At 73.9% G+C, this 21656-nt stretch carries 23 protein-coding genes; 14 read left to right on the top strand and 9 right to left on the bottom strand.

Annotated elements, in window-relative coordinates; genetic code table 11:
• Positions 1–5: 5 nt before the first annotated feature.
• The 5 genes from AC0GKK_RS17120 to AC0GKK_RS17100 all read left to right on the top strand — a co-directional run bounded on the left by AC0GKK_RS17120 (position 6) and on the right by AC0GKK_RS17100 (position 6703).
• Positions 6–476, top strand: a complete 471-nt coding sequence (locus tag AC0GKK_RS17120) for an RrF2 family transcriptional regulator (RefSeq protein WP_489882085.1) — start codon at positions 6–8, stop codon at positions 474–476.
• A 53-nt stretch (positions 477–529) separates the two neighbouring features.
• On the top strand, positions 530–1012 hold the full coding sequence (locus AC0GKK_RS17115; RefSeq protein ID WP_489882084.1) for a carboxymuconolactone decarboxylase family protein: 483 nt from the start codon (positions 530–532) through the stop codon (positions 1010–1012).
• Between the two features lie 126 nt (positions 1013–1138).
• Complete coding sequence (locus tag AC0GKK_RS17110; protein WP_405421131.1) at positions 1139–3460, top strand: FdhF/YdeP family oxidoreductase; 2322 nt, start codon at positions 1139–1141, stop codon at positions 3458–3460.
• Between the two features lie 100 nt (positions 3461–3560).
• The gene (locus AC0GKK_RS17105) at positions 3561–4796 is read left to right on the top strand and encodes a multidrug effflux MFS transporter (protein WP_489882083.1); all 1236 of its coding nucleotides are present in this window, start codon (positions 3561–3563) and stop codon (positions 4794–4796) included.
• Between the two features lie 50 nt (positions 4797–4846).
• Positions 4847–6703: an ABC transporter ATP-binding protein gene (locus AC0GKK_RS17100; RefSeq protein WP_489882082.1), complete on the top strand. Its 1857-nt coding sequence runs from the start codon at positions 4847–4849 to the stop codon at positions 6701–6703.
• Here AC0GKK_RS17100 and AC0GKK_RS17095 read toward each other — a convergent pair.
• Both AC0GKK_RS17095 and AC0GKK_RS17090 read right to left on the bottom strand, forming a co-directional pair.
• Complete coding sequence (locus tag AC0GKK_RS17095) at positions 6700–7227, bottom strand: bifunctional nuclease family protein (RefSeq protein WP_224401208.1); 528 nt, start codon at positions 7225–7227, stop codon at positions 6700–6702. The two genes, AC0GKK_RS17100 and AC0GKK_RS17095, sit on opposite strands and share 4 nt — an antisense overlap.
• Positions 7228–7294: 67 nt before the next feature.
• The gene (locus tag AC0GKK_RS17090; protein WP_489882081.1) at positions 7295–8032 is read right to left on the bottom strand and encodes an SDR family oxidoreductase; all 738 of its coding nucleotides are present in this window, start codon (positions 8030–8032) and stop codon (positions 7295–7297) included.
• 107 nt (positions 8033–8139) lie between these two features.
• On the opposite strand from AC0GKK_RS17090, the gene AC0GKK_RS17085 reads away from it, so the two are divergent.
• Genes AC0GKK_RS17085 through AC0GKK_RS17075 form a run of 3 tightly spaced genes read left to right on the top strand, consistent with a single transcriptional unit; the run spans position 8140 to position 10053 of the window.
• Positions 8140–9186, top strand: coding sequence for an FAD-dependent oxidoreductase (locus tag AC0GKK_RS17085; RefSeq protein WP_489882080.1), 1047 nt, complete (start codon positions 8140–8142; stop codon positions 9184–9186).
• 1 nt (position 9187) lies between these two features.
• On the top strand, positions 9188–9895 hold the full coding sequence (locus AC0GKK_RS17080; RefSeq protein ID WP_489882079.1) for a sigma-70 family RNA polymerase sigma factor: 708 nt from the start codon (positions 9188–9190) through the stop codon (positions 9893–9895).
• Positions 9896–9927: 32 nt separating this feature from the next.
• Complete coding sequence (locus tag AC0GKK_RS17075; protein ID WP_489882078.1) at positions 9928–10053, top strand: hypothetical protein; 126 nt, start codon at positions 9928–9930, stop codon at positions 10051–10053.
• Between the two features lie 371 nt (positions 10054–10424).
• Here the strand turns inward: AC0GKK_RS17075 and AC0GKK_RS17070 are convergent, their stop codons facing one another.
• On the bottom strand, positions 10425–11432 hold the full coding sequence (locus tag AC0GKK_RS17070) for a cupin domain-containing protein (RefSeq protein ID WP_083658715.1): 1008 nt from the start codon (positions 11430–11432) through the stop codon (positions 10425–10427).
• Between the two features lie 134 nt (positions 11433–11566).
• On the opposite strand from AC0GKK_RS17070, the gene AC0GKK_RS17065 reads away from it, so the two are divergent.
• The 3 genes from AC0GKK_RS17065 to AC0GKK_RS17055 all read left to right on the top strand — a co-directional run bounded on the left by AC0GKK_RS17065 (position 11567) and on the right by AC0GKK_RS17055 (position 13263).
• Positions 11567–12430: an NmrA family NAD(P)-binding protein gene (locus AC0GKK_RS17065; protein ID WP_489882077.1), complete on the top strand. Its 864-nt coding sequence runs from the start codon at positions 11567–11569 to the stop codon at positions 12428–12430.
• Positions 12427–12846, top strand: a complete 420-nt coding sequence (locus AC0GKK_RS17060; RefSeq protein ID WP_346104610.1) for an anthrone oxygenase family protein — start codon at positions 12427–12429, stop codon at positions 12844–12846. Before AC0GKK_RS17065 ends, AC0GKK_RS17060 begins: the two co-directional genes overlap by 4 nt.
• Before the next feature lie 138 nt (positions 12847–12984).
• Positions 12985–13263, top strand: coding sequence for a hypothetical protein (locus AC0GKK_RS17055; protein ID WP_062398562.1), 279 nt, complete (start codon positions 12985–12987; stop codon positions 13261–13263).
• A gap of 66 nt (positions 13264–13329) precedes the next feature.
• On the opposite strand, the gene AC0GKK_RS17050 is transcribed toward AC0GKK_RS17055, so the two are convergent.
• From AC0GKK_RS17050 to AC0GKK_RS17040, 3 genes are all read right to left on the bottom strand, one after another.
• Entirely contained in the window at positions 13330–14859 is a 1530-nt protein-coding gene (locus tag AC0GKK_RS17050) for a peptide MFS transporter (RefSeq protein WP_489882076.1), read from the bottom strand.
• Between the two features lie 55 nt (positions 14860–14914).
• Entirely contained in the window at positions 14915–15958 is a 1044-nt protein-coding gene (locus AC0GKK_RS17045) for a hypothetical protein (protein ID WP_350590702.1), read from the bottom strand.
• Positions 15959–16134: 176 nt separating this feature from the next.
• Positions 16135–17127: a Gfo/Idh/MocA family protein gene (locus AC0GKK_RS17040; protein WP_350590703.1), complete on the bottom strand. Its 993-nt coding sequence runs from the start codon at positions 17125–17127 to the stop codon at positions 16135–16137.
• A 125-nt stretch (positions 17128–17252) separates the two neighbouring features.
• On the opposite strand from AC0GKK_RS17040, the gene AC0GKK_RS17035 reads away from it, so the two are divergent.
• Complete coding sequence (locus AC0GKK_RS17035) at positions 17253–17663, top strand: VOC family protein (RefSeq protein WP_350590704.1); 411 nt, start codon at positions 17253–17255, stop codon at positions 17661–17663.
• A gap of 133 nt (positions 17664–17796) precedes the next feature.
• Here the strand turns inward: AC0GKK_RS17035 and aroQ are convergent, their stop codons facing one another.
• Genes aroQ through AC0GKK_RS17020 form a run of 3 tightly spaced genes read right to left on the bottom strand, consistent with a single transcriptional unit; the run spans position 17797 to position 20403 of the window.
• Complete coding sequence (gene aroQ / locus AC0GKK_RS17030; protein ID WP_405421652.1) at positions 17797–18270, bottom strand: type II 3-dehydroquinate dehydratase; 474 nt, start codon at positions 18268–18270, stop codon at positions 17797–17799.
• A 4-nt stretch (positions 18271–18274) separates the two neighbouring features.
• Positions 18275–18943 carry a response regulator transcription factor gene (locus AC0GKK_RS17025; protein ID WP_350590705.1) on the bottom strand — a complete coding sequence of 223 codons (669 nt, stop codon included), beginning with the start codon at positions 18941–18943 and terminating at the stop codon, positions 18275–18277.
• Entirely contained in the window at positions 18940–20403 is a 1464-nt protein-coding gene (locus AC0GKK_RS17020; protein ID WP_489882075.1) for a sensor histidine kinase, read from the bottom strand. Before AC0GKK_RS17020 ends, AC0GKK_RS17025 begins: the two co-directional genes overlap by 4 nt.
• Positions 20404–20571: 168 nt before the next feature.
• On the opposite strand from AC0GKK_RS17020, the gene AC0GKK_RS17015 reads away from it, so the two are divergent.
• Together AC0GKK_RS17015 and AC0GKK_RS17010 are read left to right on the top strand one after the other, a co-directional pair.
• A complete protein-coding gene (locus AC0GKK_RS17015; protein WP_251783485.1) occupies positions 20572–21138 on the top strand; it encodes a DUF1707 SHOCT-like domain-containing protein in 567 nt (188 codons plus the stop codon).
• A complete protein-coding gene (locus tag AC0GKK_RS17010; protein WP_489882074.1) occupies positions 21135–21656 on the top strand; it encodes a hypothetical protein in 522 nt (173 codons plus the stop codon). Before AC0GKK_RS17015 ends, AC0GKK_RS17010 begins: the two co-directional genes overlap by 4 nt.

Below are 21656 nucleotides of genomic sequence, written 5' to 3'. Positions count from 1 at the left end.
AGATCATGCGGATGGGACAGGGCGTCGAGTGGGCGCTGCACTGCTGCCTGAACCTGGCCTGGGTCGGCGACGCCGTCCCCGGCGCCCGGCTCGCCGGGTTCTACGACCTCCCGCCCGCGTACCTCAACAAGCAGCTCCAGGCCTTGGTCCGGGCCGGGGTGTGCGAGTCCGTGCCCGGCCCACGGGGCGGGTTCCGGCTCGCCCGGCCCGCGGACGAGGTGTCCCTGCTCGACGTCGTCGTCGCGGTCGAGGGACCGGAGGACGCGTTCCGCTGCACCTCGATCCTCGGTGCGGCGCCGGGCGGGGACCCGTCGCTCGACTACTCCGGCCACTGCGCGATCTCGCTGTCCATGCGCTCGGCCGAGCTCGCCTGGCGACGCGAGCTGGCCGGCCGCTCGCTCGCCGAGGTCGCCGCGGACGTCGTCCGCTCCGCCCCGGACGCACCGCAGCGCGTCCGGGCCGCACTCGCACCGTGATCGCACCACCCACGACACCGTCCACGAACGCCACCGACCCGAAGGGGACCGTCATGGAACCGCGCATCACCCGGCCCTACCGCCACGTCCCGGACGGCTACCGCGCCCTGACGGCGCTGGAGGCCTCCACCCGCGACGACGCCGTCCTCCCCCGCACCGTGCAGGAGCTCGTACGACTGCGGGCGTCGCAGATCAACGGCTGCGGCTTCTGCGTGGACATGCACTCGCACGACGCACTGGACTCCGGCGAGGCCGTCGAGCGCCTGTTCTCCGTGGCCGCCTGGCGAGAGGCCCCGTGGTTCACCCGCCAGGAGCGGGCCGCGCTGGCCCTCACCGAGGAGGTGACCCGGCTGGCCGACCGACCCGATGCCGTCCCGGACGCGGTGTGGGACGAGGCCGCCGCGGTGTTCGACGAGCGGGCCCTGACCCTGCTGGTCACCACGGTCGCGACGATCAACGCCTGGAACCGGATCAGCGTCGCCACCCGGCAGATCGCGGGAAGCCACCGGCGCGCTGCGGCCGCGGGACGTCCGTGACCTTCCCCGCGCAACGGCGGACCGGCTGGGCACGACGTCGCACGCTGGGGCAACATCGTTCCCGTGCCCCGTACGCGTGGGTGATCCGCCCCGTTCCGCCGTCGTCGTGTTCCAGATGAGGTGCCCGTGTCTCCCACCCCGGTCAACAGCGCCCCGATCCACCCCCCGGTCGACACCGAGGAGTCCGATCTGCGCGTCTCGGAGCGGAAGACCTCCGCCGCCGGGGCGAAGGCTGTTGCGATCTCCATGAAGCGCTCCCTCGCCGAACAGGGCGTGGTGAAGACCGCCAAGAACCTGCTCACGATGAACCAGGTCGACGGCTTCGACTGCATGAGCTGTGCCTGGCCGGACCCGGCCCCGGGCGAGCGGCACACCGCCGAGTTCTGCGAGAACGGCGCGAAGGCCGTGTCCTGGGAGGGCGACCGCCGCCGGGTCACCCCGGAGTTCTTCGCCGAGCACTCCATCGCCGACCTGCGTGACCGCAGCGCGCACTGGCTGGAGAGCCAGGGCAGGCTGACCCACCCGATGGTTCGCCGGGCCGGCGGCACGCACTACGAGCCCATCTCGTGGGACGACGCGTTCGACCTGGTCGGGACCCACCTGCGCGCCCTGTCGAGCCCGGACGAGGCGCTGTTCTACACCTCCGGCCGGGCCTCGAACGAGGCCGCGTTCGTCTACCAGCTGTTCGCCCGCGCCTACGGCACGAACAACCTGCCCGACTGCTCCAACATGTGCCACGAGTCGACCTCGGTCGGCCTGGCCGAGGCGATCGGCGTCGGCAAGGGGTCGGTCTCGCTGCAGGACCTGCACGACGCCGACCTGATCGTCATCTCCGGACAGAACCCGGGCACCAACCACCCGCGCATGCTGTCGGCGCTGGAGACGGCCAAGAAGAACGGCGCGCGGATCCTCGCGGTCAACCCGCTGCCCGAGGCCGGGCTGTTCAAGTTCGACAACCCGCAGACCCCGCGCGGCATGTCCGGCATCGGCACCCACCTGGCCGACGAGTTCCTGCAGATTCGCTCGGGCGGCGACCTCGCGCTGTGGCAGGCGTTCGGGCACCTGCTGCTCGCCGCCGAGGACCGCAACCCGGGCAGCGTGCTGGACCGCGACTTCATCGAGCGGCACACGAACGGCTTCGAGGCCTACGCCGCGCACGTGAAGGACCTGGACCGCGACGCCGTCGTCGCCGCGACCGGGCTCACCTGGGGCGAGATCGAGAAGGCCGCGGAGATGCTCGCGACCTCGAAGCGGATCGTGAACTGCTGGGCGATGGGCATCACCCAGCACCGCAACGCCGTCGCCACCATCAAGGAGATGGTGAACGTCGCCCTGCTCCAGGGCATGATCGGCAAGCCGGGCGCGGGCCTGTGCCCGGTCCGTGGCCACTCGAACGTGCAGGGCGACCGCACGATGGGCATCTGGGAGCGGGTCGCGGACAGCTTCCTCGACGCGATCCGCGACGAGTTCGGCTTCGAGCCGCCCCGCGAGCACGGCCACGACTCGGTCGCGGCCGTGCAGGCGATGGCCGACGGGCGGGCGAGCGTGTTCGTCGGCCTGGGCGGCAACTTCTCCCAGGCGATGTCGGACACCGGCGTCACCGAGCCGGCGCTGGAGCGCTGCGCGCTGACCGTCCAGATCTCGACCAAGCTGAACCGGTCGCACGTCGTCGCCGGGACCGACGCGCTGATCCTGCCCGCGCTGGGCCGCACCGAGAAGGACCTGACCGGCGGCCGGGCGCAGCGGGTCACCGTCGAGGACTCGATGTCGGCGGTGCACGCCTCGCACGGCCGCTCCGAGCCGGCCGGTGAGCTGCTGCGTTCCGAGGTCGACATCCTGTGCGGGATCGCGCGGGCCACCCTCGGCGCGGACCACCTCGTCCCGTGGGCCGAGTTCGCGGCCGACTACGACCGCATCCGCGACCGGATCGGCCGGGTCGTCCCGGGCTGTGAGGCCTACACCGAGAAGGTCGCCCGCTCCGGCGGGTTCACCCTCGCCCACCCGCCGCGGGACAGCCGCACCTTCCCGACGGCGTCGGGCAAGGCGGAGTTCACCGTCAGCCCGCTGGAGGTGCTGACGCTCCCCGAGGGCCGGCTGGTCCTGCAGAGCCTGCGCAGCCACGACCAGTTCAACACCACGATCTACGGCCTGGACGACCGCTACCGCGGCATCCACTCCGGCCGCCGGGTCGTGTTCATCTCCGACGCCGACCTGCGTGAGCTGGGCTTCGCCGACGGCGACCGGGTGAATCTGGTCAGCGAGTGGACCGACGGCAGCGAGCGGCGCGCGGACGACTTCCGGCTGGTGTCGTACTCGACGCCGAAGGGCTGCATCGCCGCGTACTACCCGGAGACGAACCCGCTGATCCCGCTCGAGTCGTACGCGGACGGCTCGCGCTGCCCGACCTCGAAGTGGGTGCAGGTCCGGCTGGAGCCCGCCACCCGGTGATCGACGTGTGAGCGCGCTCACCCGTCCGGTGATCTCCGGACGGAATCGGCGTCACCCCTCGTGAGGTTGCACCGTTCGGCCACACGAGGGGGACGTCCGAGTGACCACCACTGCAGTCACCGCGCCGAGCCGGCTACGGATCGCGCTGATCCTGGGCGCGCTGATCGCGCTCGGTCCACTGACGATCGACACCTACCTGCCCGCGCTGCCGGACGTCGGGCGCGACCTCGTCGCGTCCGAGCCGGTCGTGCAGCTGACGCTGACCGGCACACTCGCCGGTCTCGCGCTCGGCCAGCTGGTGATCGGCCCGCTGTCCGACGCCTACGGCCGTCGCAGGCTCCTGCTCGCCGGCACCGCCGTGCACGTGCTGGCCTCCGCGCTGGTCGCCCTCGCCCCGAGCATCGAGGTGCTGGCGGTGCTGCGGGCGCTGCAGGGCGTCGGCGCCGCGGCGGGCGCGGTGATCGGCCTCGCCGTGGTGCGCGACCTGTTCACCGGCCGGGCCGCGGCGACCATGCTGTCGCGGCTGATCCTGGTGATGGGTGCCTTCCCGGTGCTCGCCCCGACCCTCGGCGCCGCCCTGCTCAACTGGGTCTCCTGGCGGGGGGTCTTCCTGTTCCTGGCCGGCTACGGCCTCGTCATGCTGGCCGTGGTCACCTCGGGGCTGCCCGAGACCCTCCCCGTCTCCCGACGCCGGTCGGCCCGGTTCGGCCCCACCCTGCGGACCTATGGCGGGCTGCTGCGCGACCGGACCTTCGTCGGGCTGGTGCTCGTCGCCGGGCTCGCGATGGGCGCGCTGTTCAGCTACGTCTCCGGCGCCGCGTACGTCTACCAGCAGCAGTTCGGGATGGACCAGCAGACGTTCGGCATCGCCTTCGGCGCCGGCGCGATCTGGCTGGTCGTCGGCACCCAGCTCAACCCGGTGGTGCTGCGCCGCTTCGAGCCCCGCCAGGTGATGTCGACCGCCGTCGCCGCCGGGGTGCTCGTCGGGCTCGTGCTGGCCGTGCTCACCGCAACCGGCACCGGCGGCCTGCCCGCCGTGCTCGCCGGGGTGTGGGCACTGCTGCTGGCCTGTGGCTTCGTCCTGCCGAACGCGCCCGCGCTGGCCCTGGCCCGGCACGGCGAGTCCGCCGGGACGGCGTCGGCGCTGCTGGGGTCGCTGCAGTTCGGGATCGGCGCCGCGACCTCGCCCGTGGTCGGACTGCTCGGCAACGACGCGGCCGCGATGGGCACCGCCATGTTCGGCGCGATCGCGCTCGCCGGGATCGCGCTGGTCGCCGTCGCACGGCCGTGGACGCTGCCGGACCTGAACGACGAGCCCGAACTCGCGGCCGCATGAGGACCGCACGTTTGACCTGAAGTCAGCTTCACGTCATAGCGTCGCCCACCATGGACGCGAGCACCTGGACGGCACTGCGCAACGCGAGCACCGAGCCCGGCAGGCGCACCCGCCCGGCCGGGGAGACGGCCCACCGGATCCTGGCCTTCGCCCGGCCGCACCGGCGGCGGATCGCGGCGTTCCTCGCCGTGAGCACCGTCGCCGCGGTGCTGACGGTGGCGGTGCCGCTGCTGGCCGGGCGGGCCACCGACGCGGTGACCCGCGGCGAGCGGCTGTCGGTGCTCGCGGTGCTGGCCGGGCTGATGGCCGCCGTCGCACTGGTCGAGGCGGCGCTGTCGATGCTGACCCGCTGGTACTCGGCGAACCTCGGCGAGAGCCTGATCCACCAGCTCCGGACCACCGTGTTCGACCACGTGCAGCGGATGCCGGTCGCGTTCTTCACCCGCACCCGCACCGGCGCCCTGGTGTCGCGGCTGAACTCCGACGTGCTCGGGGCGCAGCGGGCGTTCTCCGACACCCTCGCCGGAGTGGTGTCCAACGTCGTCGTACTGGTGCTGACCCTCGCCGCGATGCTGGTGATCTCCTGGCCGGTGACCCTGCTGGTGACGCTGCTGCTGCCGGCGTTCCTGGTCCCGGCCCGGCTGATGGGGCGGCGGCTGGCCGCGCTGGAACGGGCGGCCGCGGACCACAACGCGGCGATGAGCACCCGGATGACCGAACGGTTCTCCGCGCCCGGCGCCACCCTGATCACGCTGTTCGGCCGCCCGGAGCGCGAGTCCGCGGAGTTCGCCGAGCGGGCCGACCGGGTCCGCGCGATCGGGGTGCGATCGGCGATGCTGCAGTGGACGTTCGTGACGGCGCTGACGCTCGCGTCGTCGCTGGCCGTCGCCGTCGTCTACGGGGTCGGGGGCGGGTTCGCGCTGGCCGGGGCGCTGTCGGCGGGGAACGTCGTGGCGCTCGCGCTGCTGCTGACCCGGCTCTACCAGCCGCTGACCGCGCTGGCCGGCGCCCGGATGGAGATCATGACGGTGCTGGTCAGCTTCGAGCGGGTGCTCGAGGTCCTCGACCTGGAGCCGATGATCGCCGACGCCCGGGGGGCGCGCCCGGTGCCCGACGGGCCGGTCGGCGTCGAGTTCGACCGGGTGTCGTTCGCCTACCCGACCGCCGAGCAGGTGTCGCTGGCGTCGCTGGAGGAGGTGGCGACGCTCGACACCCGCGGCGGGGAGCAGGTGCTGCACGAGGTGTCGTTCAGCGCCCCGCCCGGCGCCGTGGTGGCGGTCGTCGGGTCGTCGGGGGCCGGGAAGTCCACGGTCGCCCAGCTGCTCGCCCGGCTCTACGACGTCGGCGACGGCGCGGTCCGGATCGGCGAGGTGGACGTGCGCGAGCTGACGACCGCCTCGGTGCACCGCGCGGTCGGGTTCGTGACCCAGGACGGGCACCTGCTGCACGACACGGTTGCGGCGAACCTGCGGATCGGGGCACCGGAGGCTACGGACGCCGAGCTGTGGGCGGCGCTGCGCCGGGCCCGGCTCGACGGCCTGGTGGCGGCCCTGCCGGACGGGCTCGCGACCGTCGTCGGGGAGCGGGGGTACCGGCTGTCCGGCGGGGAGCGCCAGCGGATGACGATCGCGCGGGTGCTGCTGGCCCGGCCGCGGATCGTGGTCCTGGACGAGGCCACGGCCAGCCTGGACACCACCTCGGAGGCCGCGGTGCAGGCGGCGCTGGCCGAGGCGCTGGACGGGCGGACCGCACTCGTCATCGCACACCGGCTGTCCACCGTCCGCCACGCCGACGAGATCCTCGTGCTCGAACAGGGCCGGATCGTCGAGCGCGGGGACCACGCCGGGCTGCTGGCCCGGGGCGGGCGCTACGCCGAGCTGTGGGCCGGGGCCCCGGCCGCGGCCTAGCGGAAGTCCTCCGGCGACACCTCGTCGATGAACTCGCGGAACTCCTGCATCTGCTGCTCCGGCGGGACGTCCGCCGGGCCGGCGGTGGCCGCGCGGGCCTGCGCGGCGGCGCCGGTGGTGTCGTCGCCGTCGGGGGGCAGGACGTCGTCGACGGCCTGGCCGACCTCGTCGAGCACGTGCTCGGCCATCCCGATCGGCAGCCCCTCCCGGACGGCCAGCGACAACGCGTCCGACGGGCGCACGGCCAGCCGGGTGCCGCCGTCGAAGACCAGCTCGGCGGTGTAGACACCGTCGACGAGGTCGGAGATCTCGACCTGCTCCAGGGTCCGGCCCAGCGCCTCCACCACCGGGAGCAGCACGTCCTGGGTGAGCGGGGTGCCCTCGTCGTCGCGCGGGCCCACGGCGATGACCTCGGCCTGCGGCGGCCGCAGGAACACCGGCACGCAGCGGTCGCCGTCGGCCTCGCCGAGCAGCAGCACGGGCTGGCGTGACCGGGCATGCACGATCAGGCGAAGGACGTGCATCCTCCGAGTCATCCGCACAGTGTCCCCCGCGACGGCAGGTGACGGAAGTCTCAGAAAGAGACGGCCCTCAGCCCCGGGCGAGCCAGGGCATCGTCGTCGCCGCGACGGTCAGGAACTGCACGTTCGCCTCCGGCGGCAGCCCGGCCATGTAGACGACGGCGTCGGCGACGTGCCGGACGTCGAAGGTGGCCTCCGGGCGCACCGACCCGTCGGCCTGCCTCGCGCCGGTCGCGATGCCCGCGGTCATCTCGGTGGCGGCGTTGCCGATGTCGATCTGGCCGCAGGCGATGCCGAACCCGCGGCCGTCGAGCGAGAGCGACTTGGTCAGCCCGGTGATCGCGTGCTTGGTGGCGGTGTAGGGCGCGCTGCCCGGCCGGGGGACGTGCGCGGAGATCGACCCGTTGTTGATGATCCGCCCGCCCTGCGGGTCCTGGTGGCGCATCGCCGCGAACGCGGCGCGGGCGCAGAGGAACGAGCCGGTGAGGTTGACCGCGACGGCCGCGTTCCAGTCCTCGACGGAGATCTCGTCGACGGTGCCGCCCGCGCCGAACGTGCCGGCGTTGTTGACCAGCAGGTCGACCCGGCCCCAGCGCTCGTGCACCGCGGCGAACAGGGCGTCGACCGACCCGGGGTCGGTGACGTCGGTGGGGACGGTGAGCGTCCCGTCGCGTCCCGCCGCGGCCCTGGTCAGGGGCTCGCGTCGGCGCCCGGCCAGTGCGACCCGCCAGCCGGCGTCGAGCAGGCCGCGGGTCACCGCCTCGCCGATGCCCGACCCGGCCCCGGTCACCACCGCCACACCGCTCATGGGCCCACCCTGCCACGCGCCGTCCGTGACCCCGGACACAGAGCGTCACGCGGCTGGTCCCGTGCGGTGTCGGTATCCCGACAGCGCACACACGGGAGGAGAGCGACATGGACGCGACGGTGCTGGTGGTCGGAGCGGGGTACGCGGGGGTCGCGGCGGCGAACCGGATCGCGGCAGGCGGGGCGGCGGTCACGGTCGTCGACCCGCGGGAGGAGTTCGTCGAGCGGGTGCGGCTGCACCGGCTCGCCGCGGGCACCGGGGCGGCGACGGTCCCGCTGCGCGAGGTCCTGCACCGGCGGGTCCGCACCCGCGCGGCGCGGGTCACCCGGATCGGGGACGGCACGGCGACCCTCGACGACGGCGACGTGCTGCGGTTCGATCGGCTCGTGTACGCGGTCGGCAGCGGGGCGGGAACGGCCCCGGGCGGCGCGCTGCGGGTGGACACCCTGGAGAGCGCCCGCCGGGTGCACGACGCCGCCGCGGCCCTGCCCGACGGGGCGGTCGTCGCCGTCGTCGGGGCGGGGCTGACCGGGCTGGAGACGGCCACCGAGCTCGCCGCCGCCCGGCCCGGCCTGCGCGTGCGGCTGCTGTCGGCGGGCCCGGTCGCCGCGGAGCTGCCCGCCCGCAGCCGGGACCGGGTCCGCGCCCGGCTGGCCTCGCTGGGGGTGGAGGTCGGCGAGGGCGTCACGGTGACCGACCCGGCGACGCTCGGCGCCGGCCTGGTCGTGTGGACCACGACGCCCGCGGTCCCGGGGCTGGCCCGGGACTCCGGCCTGCCCGTCGACGACGACGGCCGCCTGCGCACCGACGCCACGCTCACCTGCACCGGCGACGCCCGGATCGTCGGCGCGGGCGACGCCGTCGCCGCCCCGCCGGAGGTCGGGCTGGTCCGCGCGAGCTGCCAGGCCGCCCTCCCGCTCGGGGTCGCCGCGGCGCGCACCGTGCTCGCGGGCCTGCGCGGACGCCCCGCACCGGCGGCCTCGGTGTCCTACGCCGCGCAGTGCCTGGCGCTCGGGCCGGACGCCGCGCTGATCCAGCTCGTGGACCGCCACGACGTGCCCCGGCCGGTCGCGGTCGGCGGCGGCGCGGCGGCCGTGGTGAAGGAGCAGGTGTGCCGCTACGCGCTGCGCCGGGCCCGGGGGCGGGTGGCCTGAGGTGGACCCGCTCGCCGAGTTCGACCGCCACCGCGGCCTGCTGTTCGCCGTCGCCTACGAGATCCTCGGCAGCGTCGCCGATGCCGAGGACGTGCTGCAGGACAGCTGGCTGCGCTGGTCGGCCACCGCGCACGACGAGGTGGGGAACCCGCGGGCGTACCTGGCGCGGGTGGTGTCGCGGCAGGCGCTGAACCGGCTGCGCACCGTCGCCCGGGCCCGGGAGACCTACCCCGGACCGTGGCTGCCCGACCCGCTGCCGACCGGCGACGACGGCGCCGCCGACCGCGCCCTGCGCACCGACGACGTCACCGTCGCGATGCTGCTCGTACTGGAGACCCTCGCCCCGGAGGAGCGTGCGGTGTTCGTGCTGCGGGAGGCCTTCGGCACCGGCTACGACGAGATCGCCGCCGCGACCGGGCGCCCGGTCGCCACGGTCCGGCAGATCGCGCACCGGGCGCGCGAGCACGTGCGGGCCCGCCGGCCGCGCTTCACCGTGCCCCCGGACCGGGCCCGGCGGGTGGCGGAGGCGTTCGTCGGGGCGGCGCTGGGCGGCGACGTCGCGGCGCTGACCGCGCTGCTGGCCCCCGAGGTCGTCTCGCTCGCCGACGGCGGCGGCGCGGTGTCGGCGGCCCGGCGCCCGATCCGCGGGCGGGGAAGGTCGCCCGGTTCCTCGTCGGGCTGGCGGCTCGGCCGCTGCCGGGCGCGCTGACCGGCGCCGCGGAGTTCAACGGGCTCCCCGCGGTGGTGGTGCGCGGGCCGGACGGCGTCGACAGCGTCGTGCTCATCGAGGTGTCCGAGGTGGACGGGGCCGACCTGGTCACCGCGGTCTACGCGGTGCGCAACCCGGAGAAGCTCGCCCACCTGTGAACACCCGGGCCCGGGGCGCCGGCCGGCGGCGCCTCGGGCTCTCTCCGGCCGTCTCGCGCGCACGCTAGAGAAGCGCAGACCACCCGAGCGAGCAGGCGCGCGTAGCACCCTCTAGCCCTGTCTCGGATCGTCCCGAGAGAAGCGCAGACGAGTACATCGATCGTCGATCCGATTCTGTAACGCCTTCTCGCACGAGCACTAGACACCGTCATACGACGGCATCGACACACGAGCATGCCGCCGCATACCGCCGTCTAGAACGGTCGCGAGAGATCCGGATACGGGACGATCGACCTGATGCGCTACTCCTCTCCCGGTGGCGTCGTCGCAGCGTAGCAGCCCTGTGTCGAACGTGTGTGCGAGGGCCCGGATCAGCTCCGGAAGGCGGCGAGGGCATCGGCCGTGCCCGCGAGCCCGTGCCGGCGCACCCGCCCGGCGGGCTCCCCGACGACCCGCGAGAAGGCCCGTGCGAACGCCGCCTCGGACCGGTAACCGAACCGGTGGGCCGCCTGCGCCACCGTCCCACTCCCCCCTGACAGGAACTCGGCGGCGGCGTGCATCCGCCACCGGGTCACGTAGCCCATCGCGGACTCGCCGACGAGCTCGGTGAACCGGGCGGAGAACGCCGACCGCGACATGGCCGCCGTCGCGGCGAGCGCGGCGACGGTCCAGTCCCGCTCCGGCTCGCGGTGCACCGCGGCGAGCGCGCGGCCGATCCGGTCGTCGGCGAGCGCGCCGAGCCAGCCGGTACGGGTGGCCGCGTCGGCCTGCAGCCGGCCGCGCACCGCCTGCAGGACCAGCACGTCGGCCAGCCGGGTGATCACCGCGTCGCTGCCGGGGCCGCCGTGCTCGACCTCCGCGGCCAGCAGCCGCAGCGTGTCCTGCACCCGGTCCCCGATCGGCGACGGCTCGACCCGGACGAGGTCGGGCAGGCTCGCGACGAGGTCGCCCGCGGCGGGGTGGGAGAACCGGACCGCGCCGCACACCATCCGGGTCACCGGACCCTCGCCGCCGTGCCGGAGCAGGGCGTAGCGCCCGTCGAGCATCGGGTGCGGGATCGACCGGATGTCCGGGGCGGACACACCGGGCGCACTGCGCAGCGCGTGCCCGGTCCCCCGCGGCACGACGACGAGCTCGCCGGGGCGCAGCTCGCGGTCGGCTCCGTCCCCGGCCCCGTCCCGGCCGCCGGCTCCGTCGACGGTGAGCCGGCACCCGCCGGAGGTGACGACGTGGAACCAGAGGCAGCCCGGCGTCGGCGGCAGCGTCATCCCCCACGGCTCGCCGAGCTCGGAGCGGCAGTAGAAGACGCCGTCCATCCGCAGCACGTGCAGCGCCTCCCCGAGCGGGTCGGCGGCCGGGAACGGCGGCGCGGTGGACACGGCGCACAGCATGACAGTCCGTCCACAGCTCATCCCCATCTGTGGACGAATGAGCACCAGTTGTGGATCCACAGCCATTCTGCGTCCGGCCGATGGCGGTGATCGTGGACGGACACTGACGAGAGGGGTTCGACATGATCACCGTGCTGGGTGCGACCGGGAACGTGGGATCGCAGGTCGTCCGGGAGCTGACCGCGGCCGGGGTGGACGTCCGCGCCGTCGCGCGCCGCCCGGCCGTCGCCGCGCCGGGGGTGCGGCCGTGGCCCGGCGACCTGGGCGACCGGGCGTTCCTGCGCCGGGCGTTCGACGGCGCGGCCGCCGCGTTCGTACTGCTGCCGTTCGACGTCACCGGGCCCGACCACGCCGCCCACCAGGCCCGGCTCGGGGAGTCGGTCGTCGCCGCGCTGCGGGACGCGGCCGTGCCCCGGGTCGTCGCGCTGAGCTCGCTCGGGGCGGAGGTCCCGGGCGGCCCCGGTCTCGCCGCGACCGGGTACCTGGGCAGCCTGCACGACCAGGAGGCCCGGCTGGTGACGCTCGACGCGCACGTCACCCGGGTCCGGCCGGGCCTGTTCCTGGAGTCGTTCCTGTGGTCGGCCGACGCCATGCGGGCACACGGGGTGCATGCCGACTCGGTCGACCCGGACGTCGCGTTGCCGATGGTCGCCACCCGCGACGTCGGCCGGGCCGCCGCCGCGGCGCTGCTCGACCCGGACGCACCGGACGTCGTGGAGGTGCAGGGCGCGGCGGACCGGACGGTGCCCGACGTCGTCGCCGCGCTCGGGCCCGCGCTGGGCCTGCCGGACCTGGCCTACGTGCGTGTCCCGGACGGGGAGATGGAGGGGCTGCTGCGCGAGGCCGGACTGTCCGCCGACGGGGCGCGGCTGCACGTCGCGATGAACCGGGCGTTCAACGAGGGGCGGGTCCGGGCGCACGGCCCGCGGGGCGCCGCCGACGGCGTGCTGACCGTCGAGGAGTGGGCGGCGGGGGTGGCGGGATGACCGGCCTCCTCGACGGAGCCACTCTCACCGGGGCGGGCCTGCTCGGCGGGGTCTACCTGGCGTTCTCGGTCGCGGCGCTCCCCGCCCTGCGTCGTCGCCCCGCCGCGGAGGCGGTCGCGGTGATGCGCGGGGTGAACCGGGTGATCGTGAACCCGGTGTTCGGGACACTGTTCGCCGGCACCGCACTGCTCGCCGGCGCGGTGACGGTGGCCGGGGCGCTCGGCGGGCAGCCGCTGCGGATCGCGGGCGGGGTCGCGGTGCTGGCCGGCTTCGCCGTGACCGCCGCGGTGAACATCCCGCTCAACAACGCCCTGGAGCGCGACGGCGACTGGGCCGCGTTCGCTCCGCGGTGGAGCGTCGCGAACCACCTCCGGGGGGCGTTCTCGGCACTCGGCGTGGTCCTGCTGCTGCTCTGAGTCGAACGTGTGTGCGACATCTCGGGGACCCGCCTGGCGCCTGCCGGGGCGGGCGGGGCACGCTGGTCGCCGCGCCCGCTCCCCCGGGTGCGGACCGGCCGTCGCCCGCGACGGCTCCGCAGCGACGACCGGGGGAGCATGAACACCCACGAACGACGGCGGCTGGCCGCCCTGCGCACCGACCGCGAGACGGTGCTCGCCGCCGCGGCCGCGCTGCGGCACGAGGCCGTGCAGGCGCGCTACGCCGGGCTCAGCCGCCCCGAGATCGCGTTCGGGCTGGCCTCGGTGCTGGAGATGCTGGCGATGCGGATCGCCGACCAGCCCCCGGACGTCCGCGCGCACGTGGTGCGGATCGCCCGGGAGATGGCCGGCGACACGATGGACTCACCGACGATCCGGCGTACTCGTCGTCGGTGATCCACCGGAGTTGTCCACAGGTGTGTGCACAGCTGGGGACGGATCGAACCGGTGTTCGACCGGGGCCTAGCGGACGCCCTCCATCAGGACCTTCAGCTTCGGCACGAGCACGAGCACCACGATGCCGACGACGATCGCAGCGGCCCCGGTGATGCCGAAGTACGCGGCTTCGTTCTCCTCGCTGTAGAAGTCGGCCAGGACTCCGGCGAGCACCGATCCCATCGAGACCGACAGGAAGAACAGGGCCACCATCTGGGTGCGGAACGCGGCCGGAGCCAGCTTCGTCGACAGCGATTGACCGACTGGAGAGGTGAAGAGCTCTCCGATGCAGAACACCAGCAGGATCCCGGCGACGGCCAGCATCGGGGTGCCGTTGGCCCCGGTACCGGCCAGTGGCACGAACAACAGGAAGCCGACACCGATGATGATCGTGCCGAGCGCCATCTTCGCCGGCGACGCCGGCTGACGCGGGCCGAGCTTGGTCCACACCGCGGCGAACACTCCGGCCAGCAGCACGACGAACAGTGGTTCGATCGCCTGGACGGAGCCGGCCGGGATCTCGAACAGACCGAATACCGAGCGGTTCAGTCGTTCGTCCGCGTAGATCGTCAGTACGGTGAAGATCTGCTGGAAGATCGCCCAGAAGACAGCGCTGGCGATCCACATCGGCAGGAAGGCCAGCACACGGCGGCGCTCGACCCGGTTCACCCTGGAGCTGGTCAGCATCACGGAGAAGTAGGCGATCGTGGCGACCGCGACGACCCCGGTGACGATGTAGTCCAGGCGACCCGCCGTGATCACCCCGGTGACCGTGAGGACCAGCAGCACGACGACGACGGCCGCGCCGATCAGCCCGGCGCGGGTCCGCTGCGAGGCCGGGAGCGGGTTGGGCGGGAGCTTGCCCTCCGCCGGAAGGCTCCGGCGGAAGAACGCGTACTGGGCCAGACCGATCGCCATGCCGAGCGCGGCGAGACCGAACCCGATGTGGAAGCTCTCCGCCCGGGTCTGCACGACCGGGGTGAGGATCTGTCCGAGCAGAGCGCCGATGTTGACGTCCAGATAGAAGATCGAGAACCCGGCGTCGCGGCGGTCGTCACCCTCGCCGTAGAGCATCGCGACGATCGTCGACGCGTTCGCCTTGATCCCGCCGCTGCCGAGCGCGACGAGGACGAGACCACAGGCCAGCCCTGCTCCGCCCGGCAGGAGCGCCAGCGCGATGTGCCCGGCCATGACCGCCACCGCGCTGCCGAAGAGGACATGCTCCGGACCGAACAGCCGATCGCCGAGCCACGCGGCGAGGATCGTCGAGAGGTAGACGGTTCCGCCGTAGGCTCCGAGACTCCGGCCGCGACTCCCTGGTCGTAGCCGAGGCCACCGGCGGTGACCTCGTAGTACATGTAGTACAGCAGGATCGCCTGCATGCCGTAGAAGGAGAACCGCTCGAACATCTCGACGCCGAAGAGCGTCGCGAGCTGAACGGGGTGACCGAGAAAGGTCCTCTCCCGGCGCTGAGGGTTGGTGGTGGTGTCGGACACCCGCCCGGTCTACCCTCGGAGTTTCATCAGGTAAAGATCGAACACCCGACTGATGCCTCACAGCCACCCGAGGTCCCCTACCACCGCCGCGGGTACGCCGCCGGCGAGCTACCCGGTCATGGCACAGCCTTGCACGGCATGCAGACCGTGATCGGCTTCGTGCAACAGCCGTCGACTGTTGCGGCGCAGCCCGCGATGCACGCCGCACAGGCGATATAGCCTGCTTTTCCTTTTGCATTCTTGCACGAGGCACAGCTGGCGCACCCCGCACACACCTTGAGGTCGATCGCACCACACCCGGGCCCGTCGTACATCGTTGTCGTACTACACGTTCCACACTTTCCCTGCACTTCTGCCGGATGCAGGTCAACGAGCCCAGCCCCGCTCACCGCCATCGCTTTCATCACGAGGACGTCATTGCCCTGCTTCTGCCACATCGCATAATCTCGATGCCCCGCACCCTGAACTCCTGAGAATTCTCGCGCTACTAGCACACGGGCGTCGTCCGCCGCGAGCGCAGTCACCGTCATCTCTCCACCGCCTCGGAGCCTATGACGTGCCCCCTGCACCGCCACGGGCTGAAAGGTGAACGAGTCCATTCCAGCGCGCGTCATCAGCAGTCGGAAGTCGGAATCGACCGCGAGGCGATCCATTGCACCGGAGAGGTAGCCGGACGGGAGATCGTGGTATCCGGCGGATTGCAGTGCGGTGGTGCCGGCTGCAAGTCGGCGAACAGGAGCACCCGCCGTCGAGTTGATCAGTCTCGGCGAGGCCACGGCCGTCACCGCTACCGCTCCGCCTACACAGGCGGCCCTGAGGAAGCCTGCTCTGGACAGGCTGGCCTGATCAGAGCGGCGACTCGTTCGCTCACCGAGGGCAAGAACAACTCGCCCGGCACGACGAAATCCAAGAAGACGAGTCAGAGTCGCCGCCATCCCGGCGCCGATATGACACCGAACCCCTTCTTCATCGACCTGGATGAGAGTCGGTCTCCATGGGGGATTCTTGCCGTAGAACGCGCTTCGCAGGTCCTTGACCATCGGATCCGCGAGCGGCACGACTTCGATCTCTGACGCAATCTCGTTCGAGACTACTTCACTGATCCTGGCGCAGCGACCGCACGACGAGTCAAATGCAAGGAAGAAATGGACGGGAGCCATGGCAACCACTTTCACCTCGACGACGACTCGCCCCCGACGCTAGGGGCCCACCATGTCGACCCGCAATCACGAGACCCGCTGGGACACCATAGAATGAATCTGTGTCTTTCTATTGAATGACATCGATGTCACCGTGGATGGACCGACAGGATCCCGTCCGCATGCTGGTCAGCGGATCACCTGAGCTCCGCCGGTCCCTCCTCCGGGACCATCCCGACCCGGTCGGCGACCGCGGCCATCACGTCCTGGACGGCGACGGTGTCGGCCAGCGGCATGACCGGGCTCTCCGTCTCTCCCGCCGCGACCCGGCGGGTCACCTCCTCGATCTCGTGCGCGTAGCCGCGCCCGGTGGCCGGCAGCACGATCTCCTCGGGGTCGGCGCCGTGCCGGTGCACCACGATCCGGTCCGGGTGGTGGAAGCGCGGCGGCACCTCGATCCAGCCCTCGGTGCCGATCACCCGGGCCGAGCCGGGCATCGCGCACTGCAGGCTGACCTGCAGTGCGGCGCTGCGGCCGTCGGGCCAACCGAGCAGGATGGACTCCTCCAGGTCCACACCGGACGGCGTCAGCGCACCGCTCGCGGCGACCGTGACCGGGCTGCCGAGCAGCATCTGGGCGAACGAGACCACGTAGACGCCGAGGTCGAACAGGGCGCCGCCGCCGAGCTCCGGGGAGAAGAAGCGGTCGTCGTCCGCGGTGCGGTTGCGCACGCCGAGGTCGGCCTGCACCGAGCGGACCTCCCCGATCGCGCCCTCGGCGACGAGCTCGCGCAGCCGGACGACGGCCGGGAAGAACCGCGTCCACATCGCCTCCATCACGAACACGCCGCGGTTGCGGGCGGCCGCGGCGATCTCGCGGGTCGCGACGGAGCTGACGGTGAACGCCTTCTCGATCATCAGGGCCTTGCCCGCCTCGATCGCGGCCAGCGCGATCGCGCGGTGCTGCGGGTGCGGGGTGGCGACGTAGAGGACGTCGACGTCCGGGTCGTCGAGGATCGCGCGGTAGCCGGTGTGCACCCGGTCGACGCCGTGCCGGCGGGCGAAGTCGGCACCGCGTTCCGCGGAACGCGACGCGACGGCGACGAGCTCGGCGCCGGGCACGTGCGCGAAGTCCGGTGCGACGGCGTCGGCGATGCGGCCGGGCCCGATGATTCCCCACTTCACGGTCATGCCCCGATCCTGCCCGGAGCCCGGCCGAAGTTCCCGGCGCACGACCGATGAGTCCGGTCACCGGCCACGGTCCACCCCTCCGAACGGCACCGGGACCCCGGCGCCACCGTCCACAGGAGCCCCCGATGCCGAACATGATCTTCGTGAACCTGCCGGTCAGCGACCTGGACGCCGCGAAGGCGTTCTACTCCGCGCTCGGCTTCACCCTGAACGAGCAGTTCTCCGACGAGCGCACCGCCTCGTTCGTCGTCAGCGACGCCATCGTGGTCATGGTGATGGCGCAGGACCGGTTCCGGGAGTTCACCGAGCAGCCCGGTGTCGCCGACCCGCGGACCGCCCGCGAGGTCATCAACGCCTTCGGCGTCGAGAGCCGCGACGACGTCGACCGGCTGATCGACGCCGGTCTGGCCGCGGGCGGGGCGCTGTCCGGCAAGACCGAGGACCACGGCTTCATGTACGGCCGCGGCATCGACGACCCGGACGGCCACCACCTCGAGTTCGTGTGGATGGACCCGTCGGCCGTCGCCGGGGAGTGATCCCCGCCCGGTCCGTCACCGCCGTCCGAGGGGTACGGCGACGGACCGGGCCGACCGGCGCCGGCCCGGTCGGACGGCGCACGATCCGGCGGCGCACCGGCCGGGCAGCGCAGCGGCGGCGGGCGGCGCGGGTTCAGACGGCGCGCAGCGGGCGCACCTTGCGGACCAGCCCGTCGATGGCGAGCGCGTAGCCGTCGACGCCGAACCCGACGACGATCCCGGCCGCCACCGGCGAGACGAACGAGTGGTGCCGGAAGGTCTCGCGGCCGTGCACGTTGGAGATGTGCACCTCGACCGTGGGGAGCTCGGCGCCCTCGATCGCGTCGTGCAGCGCGACCGAGGTGTGGGTGTAGGCGGCGGCGTTGAGGACCAGGCCGACCGCGTCGCCGCGCTTCACCGCGGTGCCGGCCTCGTGGATCCAGTCGACGAGGACGCCCTCGTGGTTGGTCTGGCGGAAGTCCAGCTCGAGGTGGTGCGCGGCGGCCGACTCCCGGCACAGCGCCTCGACGTCGGTGAGCACGGTGGTCCCGTACACCTCCGGCTTGCGGGTCCCGAGCAGGTTGAGGTTCGGGCCGTTGAACACGAAGACGGTGGTCACGCCCGCGATCCTCTCAGCCGCGCCAGCCGGGGCGGACCAGGCCCGACTCGTAGGCCAGCACGACCAGCTGCGCGCGGTCCCGGGCGCCGAGCTTGGTCATCGTGCGGCTGACGTGGGTCTTCGCCGTCGTCGGGCTCATGTGCAGGCGGGCGGCGATCTCGTCGTTGGACAGCCCGGCCGCGACCTCCGCGAGGACCTCCCGCTCGCGGTCGGTGAGCTCGCCGAGCCGGACCGCGCCGTCGGGGCCGCCCCGGGAGCGCGCCGCGAACTCGGCGATCAGGGTGCGGGTGACCGCCGGGGCGAGCAGGGCCTCCCCGCCGTGGACGACCCGGATGGCGTGGATGAGGTCGGCCGGTTCGGAGTCCTTGACCAGGAATCCGCTGGCGCCGCCACGGATCGCGTCGAAGACGTAGGAGTCGTCGGTGAAGGTGGTCAGGACGACCACCCGGGTGCCGGCGAGCTCCGCGTCGTCGGTGATCTCCCGGGTCGCGGTGATGCCGTCGGTGCCGGGCATGCGGATGTCCATGAGGACGACGTCCGGGTGGTGCTCGCGGGCCGCGGTGACGGCCTGTGCGCCGTCGGCGGCCTCGGCGACCACGTCCAGGTCGGGCTGGGAGCCGAGCAGGGCGCGGAACCCGGAGCGGACGAGCGCCTGGTCGTCGGCGAGCAGGACGCGGATCACCTGTCGGCTCCCGGGGTCGCGGGGCGGTCGGGGACGTGGGCCCGCCCGGGGCGGTCGGTCGCCCCGGCGGCCCCGGCCCGTCCGGTCGGGTCGGCCGGAGCGGGTTCCGCGGGGGAACGCCCGGCCGGGGCGGAGCCCGGGGCGGCGGAGCCCTGGGCCGCAGGGTCCGGGGCAGCAGGGTCCGGGGCAGCGGGGTCCGGGGCAGCGGGGTCCGGGGCAGCGGGGTCCGGGGCAGCGGGGTCCGGGGCAGCGGGCTCCGGGGCAGCGGGCTCCGGGGCGGCGGGGTCCGCGGCGGCGGGGTCGGCCGGCGGCGCGGGCAGGTGGGCGCGCACCCGGAAGCCCCGCTCCGGGCCCGGCCCCGCCTCCAGGGTCCCGCCGACCGAGCGCGCACGCTCGCGCATGCCGGTCAGCCCCGTGCCGTCCACCGCGCCGGGCGCCGGGCCGGCACCGTCGTCGTCGACGGTCAGGTCCAGCGCGTCGTCGCCGAACCGCAGGGTGACCATCGCGCCACCGGCCCCGGCGTGCCGACGCGTGTTGGTCAGCGACTCCTGCACGATCCGGTACGCCGCCAGGTCGACCCCGGTCGGCAGCGGTCGCGGGGTCCCCTCGGCGCCGCGGCGCACCGGCAGCCCCGCGGCGCGCACCTCGTCGAGCAGCGCGTCGAGCCGGTCCAGGCCGGGGGTGGGCGCCCGCGGGGCCTGCTCGTCGACCCCACGCAGCACGCCGAGGGTGGAGCGCATCTCGCGCAGCAGGTCGCGGCTGGCCCGCTTGATCTCGGTGAGCGCGGTGCGGGCCTGCTCCGGGTCGTCGTCCATCAGGTAGAGCGCGACCCCGGCCTGCACGTTGATCAGGGAGACGTGGTGGCCCAGCACGTCGTGCAGCTCCTGGGCGATGCGCAGCCGCTCGGCGTCGGCGCTGCGCCGACGCTCGGCCTCGGCGGCCCGCCGGGCCTGCGCCGTGCGCTCGCGCCGGACCCGCCAGAGGGCGCCGCCCGCGACGAGCGCCGCCAGCCAGGCCAGGACCGGCGCGGTCGCCGGCCACGGGATCGGCCGCCCGGTCACGAGCAGCCACCCGGTCAGCACGGCCGGCGCGACGGCCACCACCGCGAGCGCGCGGTGGTGGCGCCCGGCGGCGACCGCCGACACCAGCGCCACGGCGAACGCGAACCCGAGCGGCCCGATCGGCGGGTACCCCAGGCCCAGGTAGACGACGACCGCGGCTGCGCACACCGCGAGCGCCACGACCCGGTTCAGGTGCCGGAACAGCAGCGCGACCGGCCCCACCGCGAGCAGTGCGACGGCGAGCCCGTCGAGCGGGAGTGCCGTCGCGTCCGGGTCCGGGTACTGCGCGCTGCGGACGGCGTAGAACGCCGTCCCGCCCACGGTGAACAGGCCGACGACCAGCGCAGGGACGAGGATCCGCGCGATCCCGCCCCACCTCGGACGTCGGTCGGCGGGCACGCGGGACACCGTAGACCGGGGCACCGACAGCGGTCGTCGTCCGGACGGTGACCGGTGCCGTACACCCGCGGGAGTACACGGGCGGCCGCTCCTTCCCCGGGGGCGGCAGCGGGATCGGCGACCGCGGACGGACGCGCGCGACCCCCCGGCACCGCGACGCTGGCCGTCATGACAGCGACTCCGGACACCCGTCCCGCACCCGGACCGGCCACCGCCCCGGCACCGGCCGCACCGTCCCCCGTCACCCCGCCCCCGGCCGACGCGGTACCGGCCGCGACCGCGCCCACGGCGACGACCGCGGGCGGTCTCCCGCCCCGGTCCGACGCCGTGCTCGCCTCGGACGCCGAGCGCGAGCACGTCACCGCCCGGCTGCGGACGGCCGCCGCCGAGGGGCGCCTGACCCTCGCCGAGTCCGACGAGCGGCAGGCCGCCGCCTACGCCGCCCGCACCCGCGACGAGCTCGTCCCGCTGCTCGCCGGGCTGCCCCGCCCGCCGCGGCCGCGTCGCCCCCGGCGCGGTCCGCTCACCCCCCGCGCGCAGCGCAACCTGCGGATCCACGCCGGGGTGACCGTCGCCGTGCTGCTCCTGCTGGTCCTGGGCGCCGTGCTCGGCCCGGCGCCGCTGTTCGTCCCGATCGGGCCGGCGTTCTGGCTGGGCCTGATCCTGTTCGTGCACTCCCGGCGGGCCGAGCGCGAGGCGTCGCCGGACGAGGAGATGCCCGAGGAGCTGCGGTGACCGCCGTCGCCGAGCGGGCCGGACGGACCGCACCGCGGCGGCTCGCCCGGCGCCCGCGGGCCGCGTTGCGGACGGTGCACGTGCTGCTCGCGGTGGCCTGGACCGGCGCGTCGCTGGTGATGCTGGTGCTGCCCGTGGCGGTGCTGCTGCGGGGTGGCGACGCCGGGTTCGCCGTCGCGGTGATGGGCACCGTCGGGAACGGGATGATCCCGTTCCTCGCCGTCGGCACCGTCCTCAGCGGGGCGGCCCTCGGCCTCGGAACGGCGTGGGGGCTGTTCCGGTACCGCTGGGTCGTCGCGAAGACCGTGCTGGCGCCGGCGGTGATCGTCTCGTCGGTCGCGCTCACCACCGGGTGGGTCGACGCCGCCGCGGCCGGGGACCGGTCGGTCCTGCCGCTGCTGGTCGCGGCGTCGGTGCTGCACCAGGCGATGCTGCTGGGCGCGACGGTGCTGTCGGTGGAGAAGCCCGGCGGACGACTGTCCCGGCAGCGGTTGACAGGCAACCGAATGGTTGCATAA

The sequence above is a fragment of the Pseudonocardia sp. P-1 genome, assembly GCF_058111925.1.
Note: the sequence above shows the minus strand (reverse complement) of the source record. Positions and strands in the feature narration are given on the sequence as shown.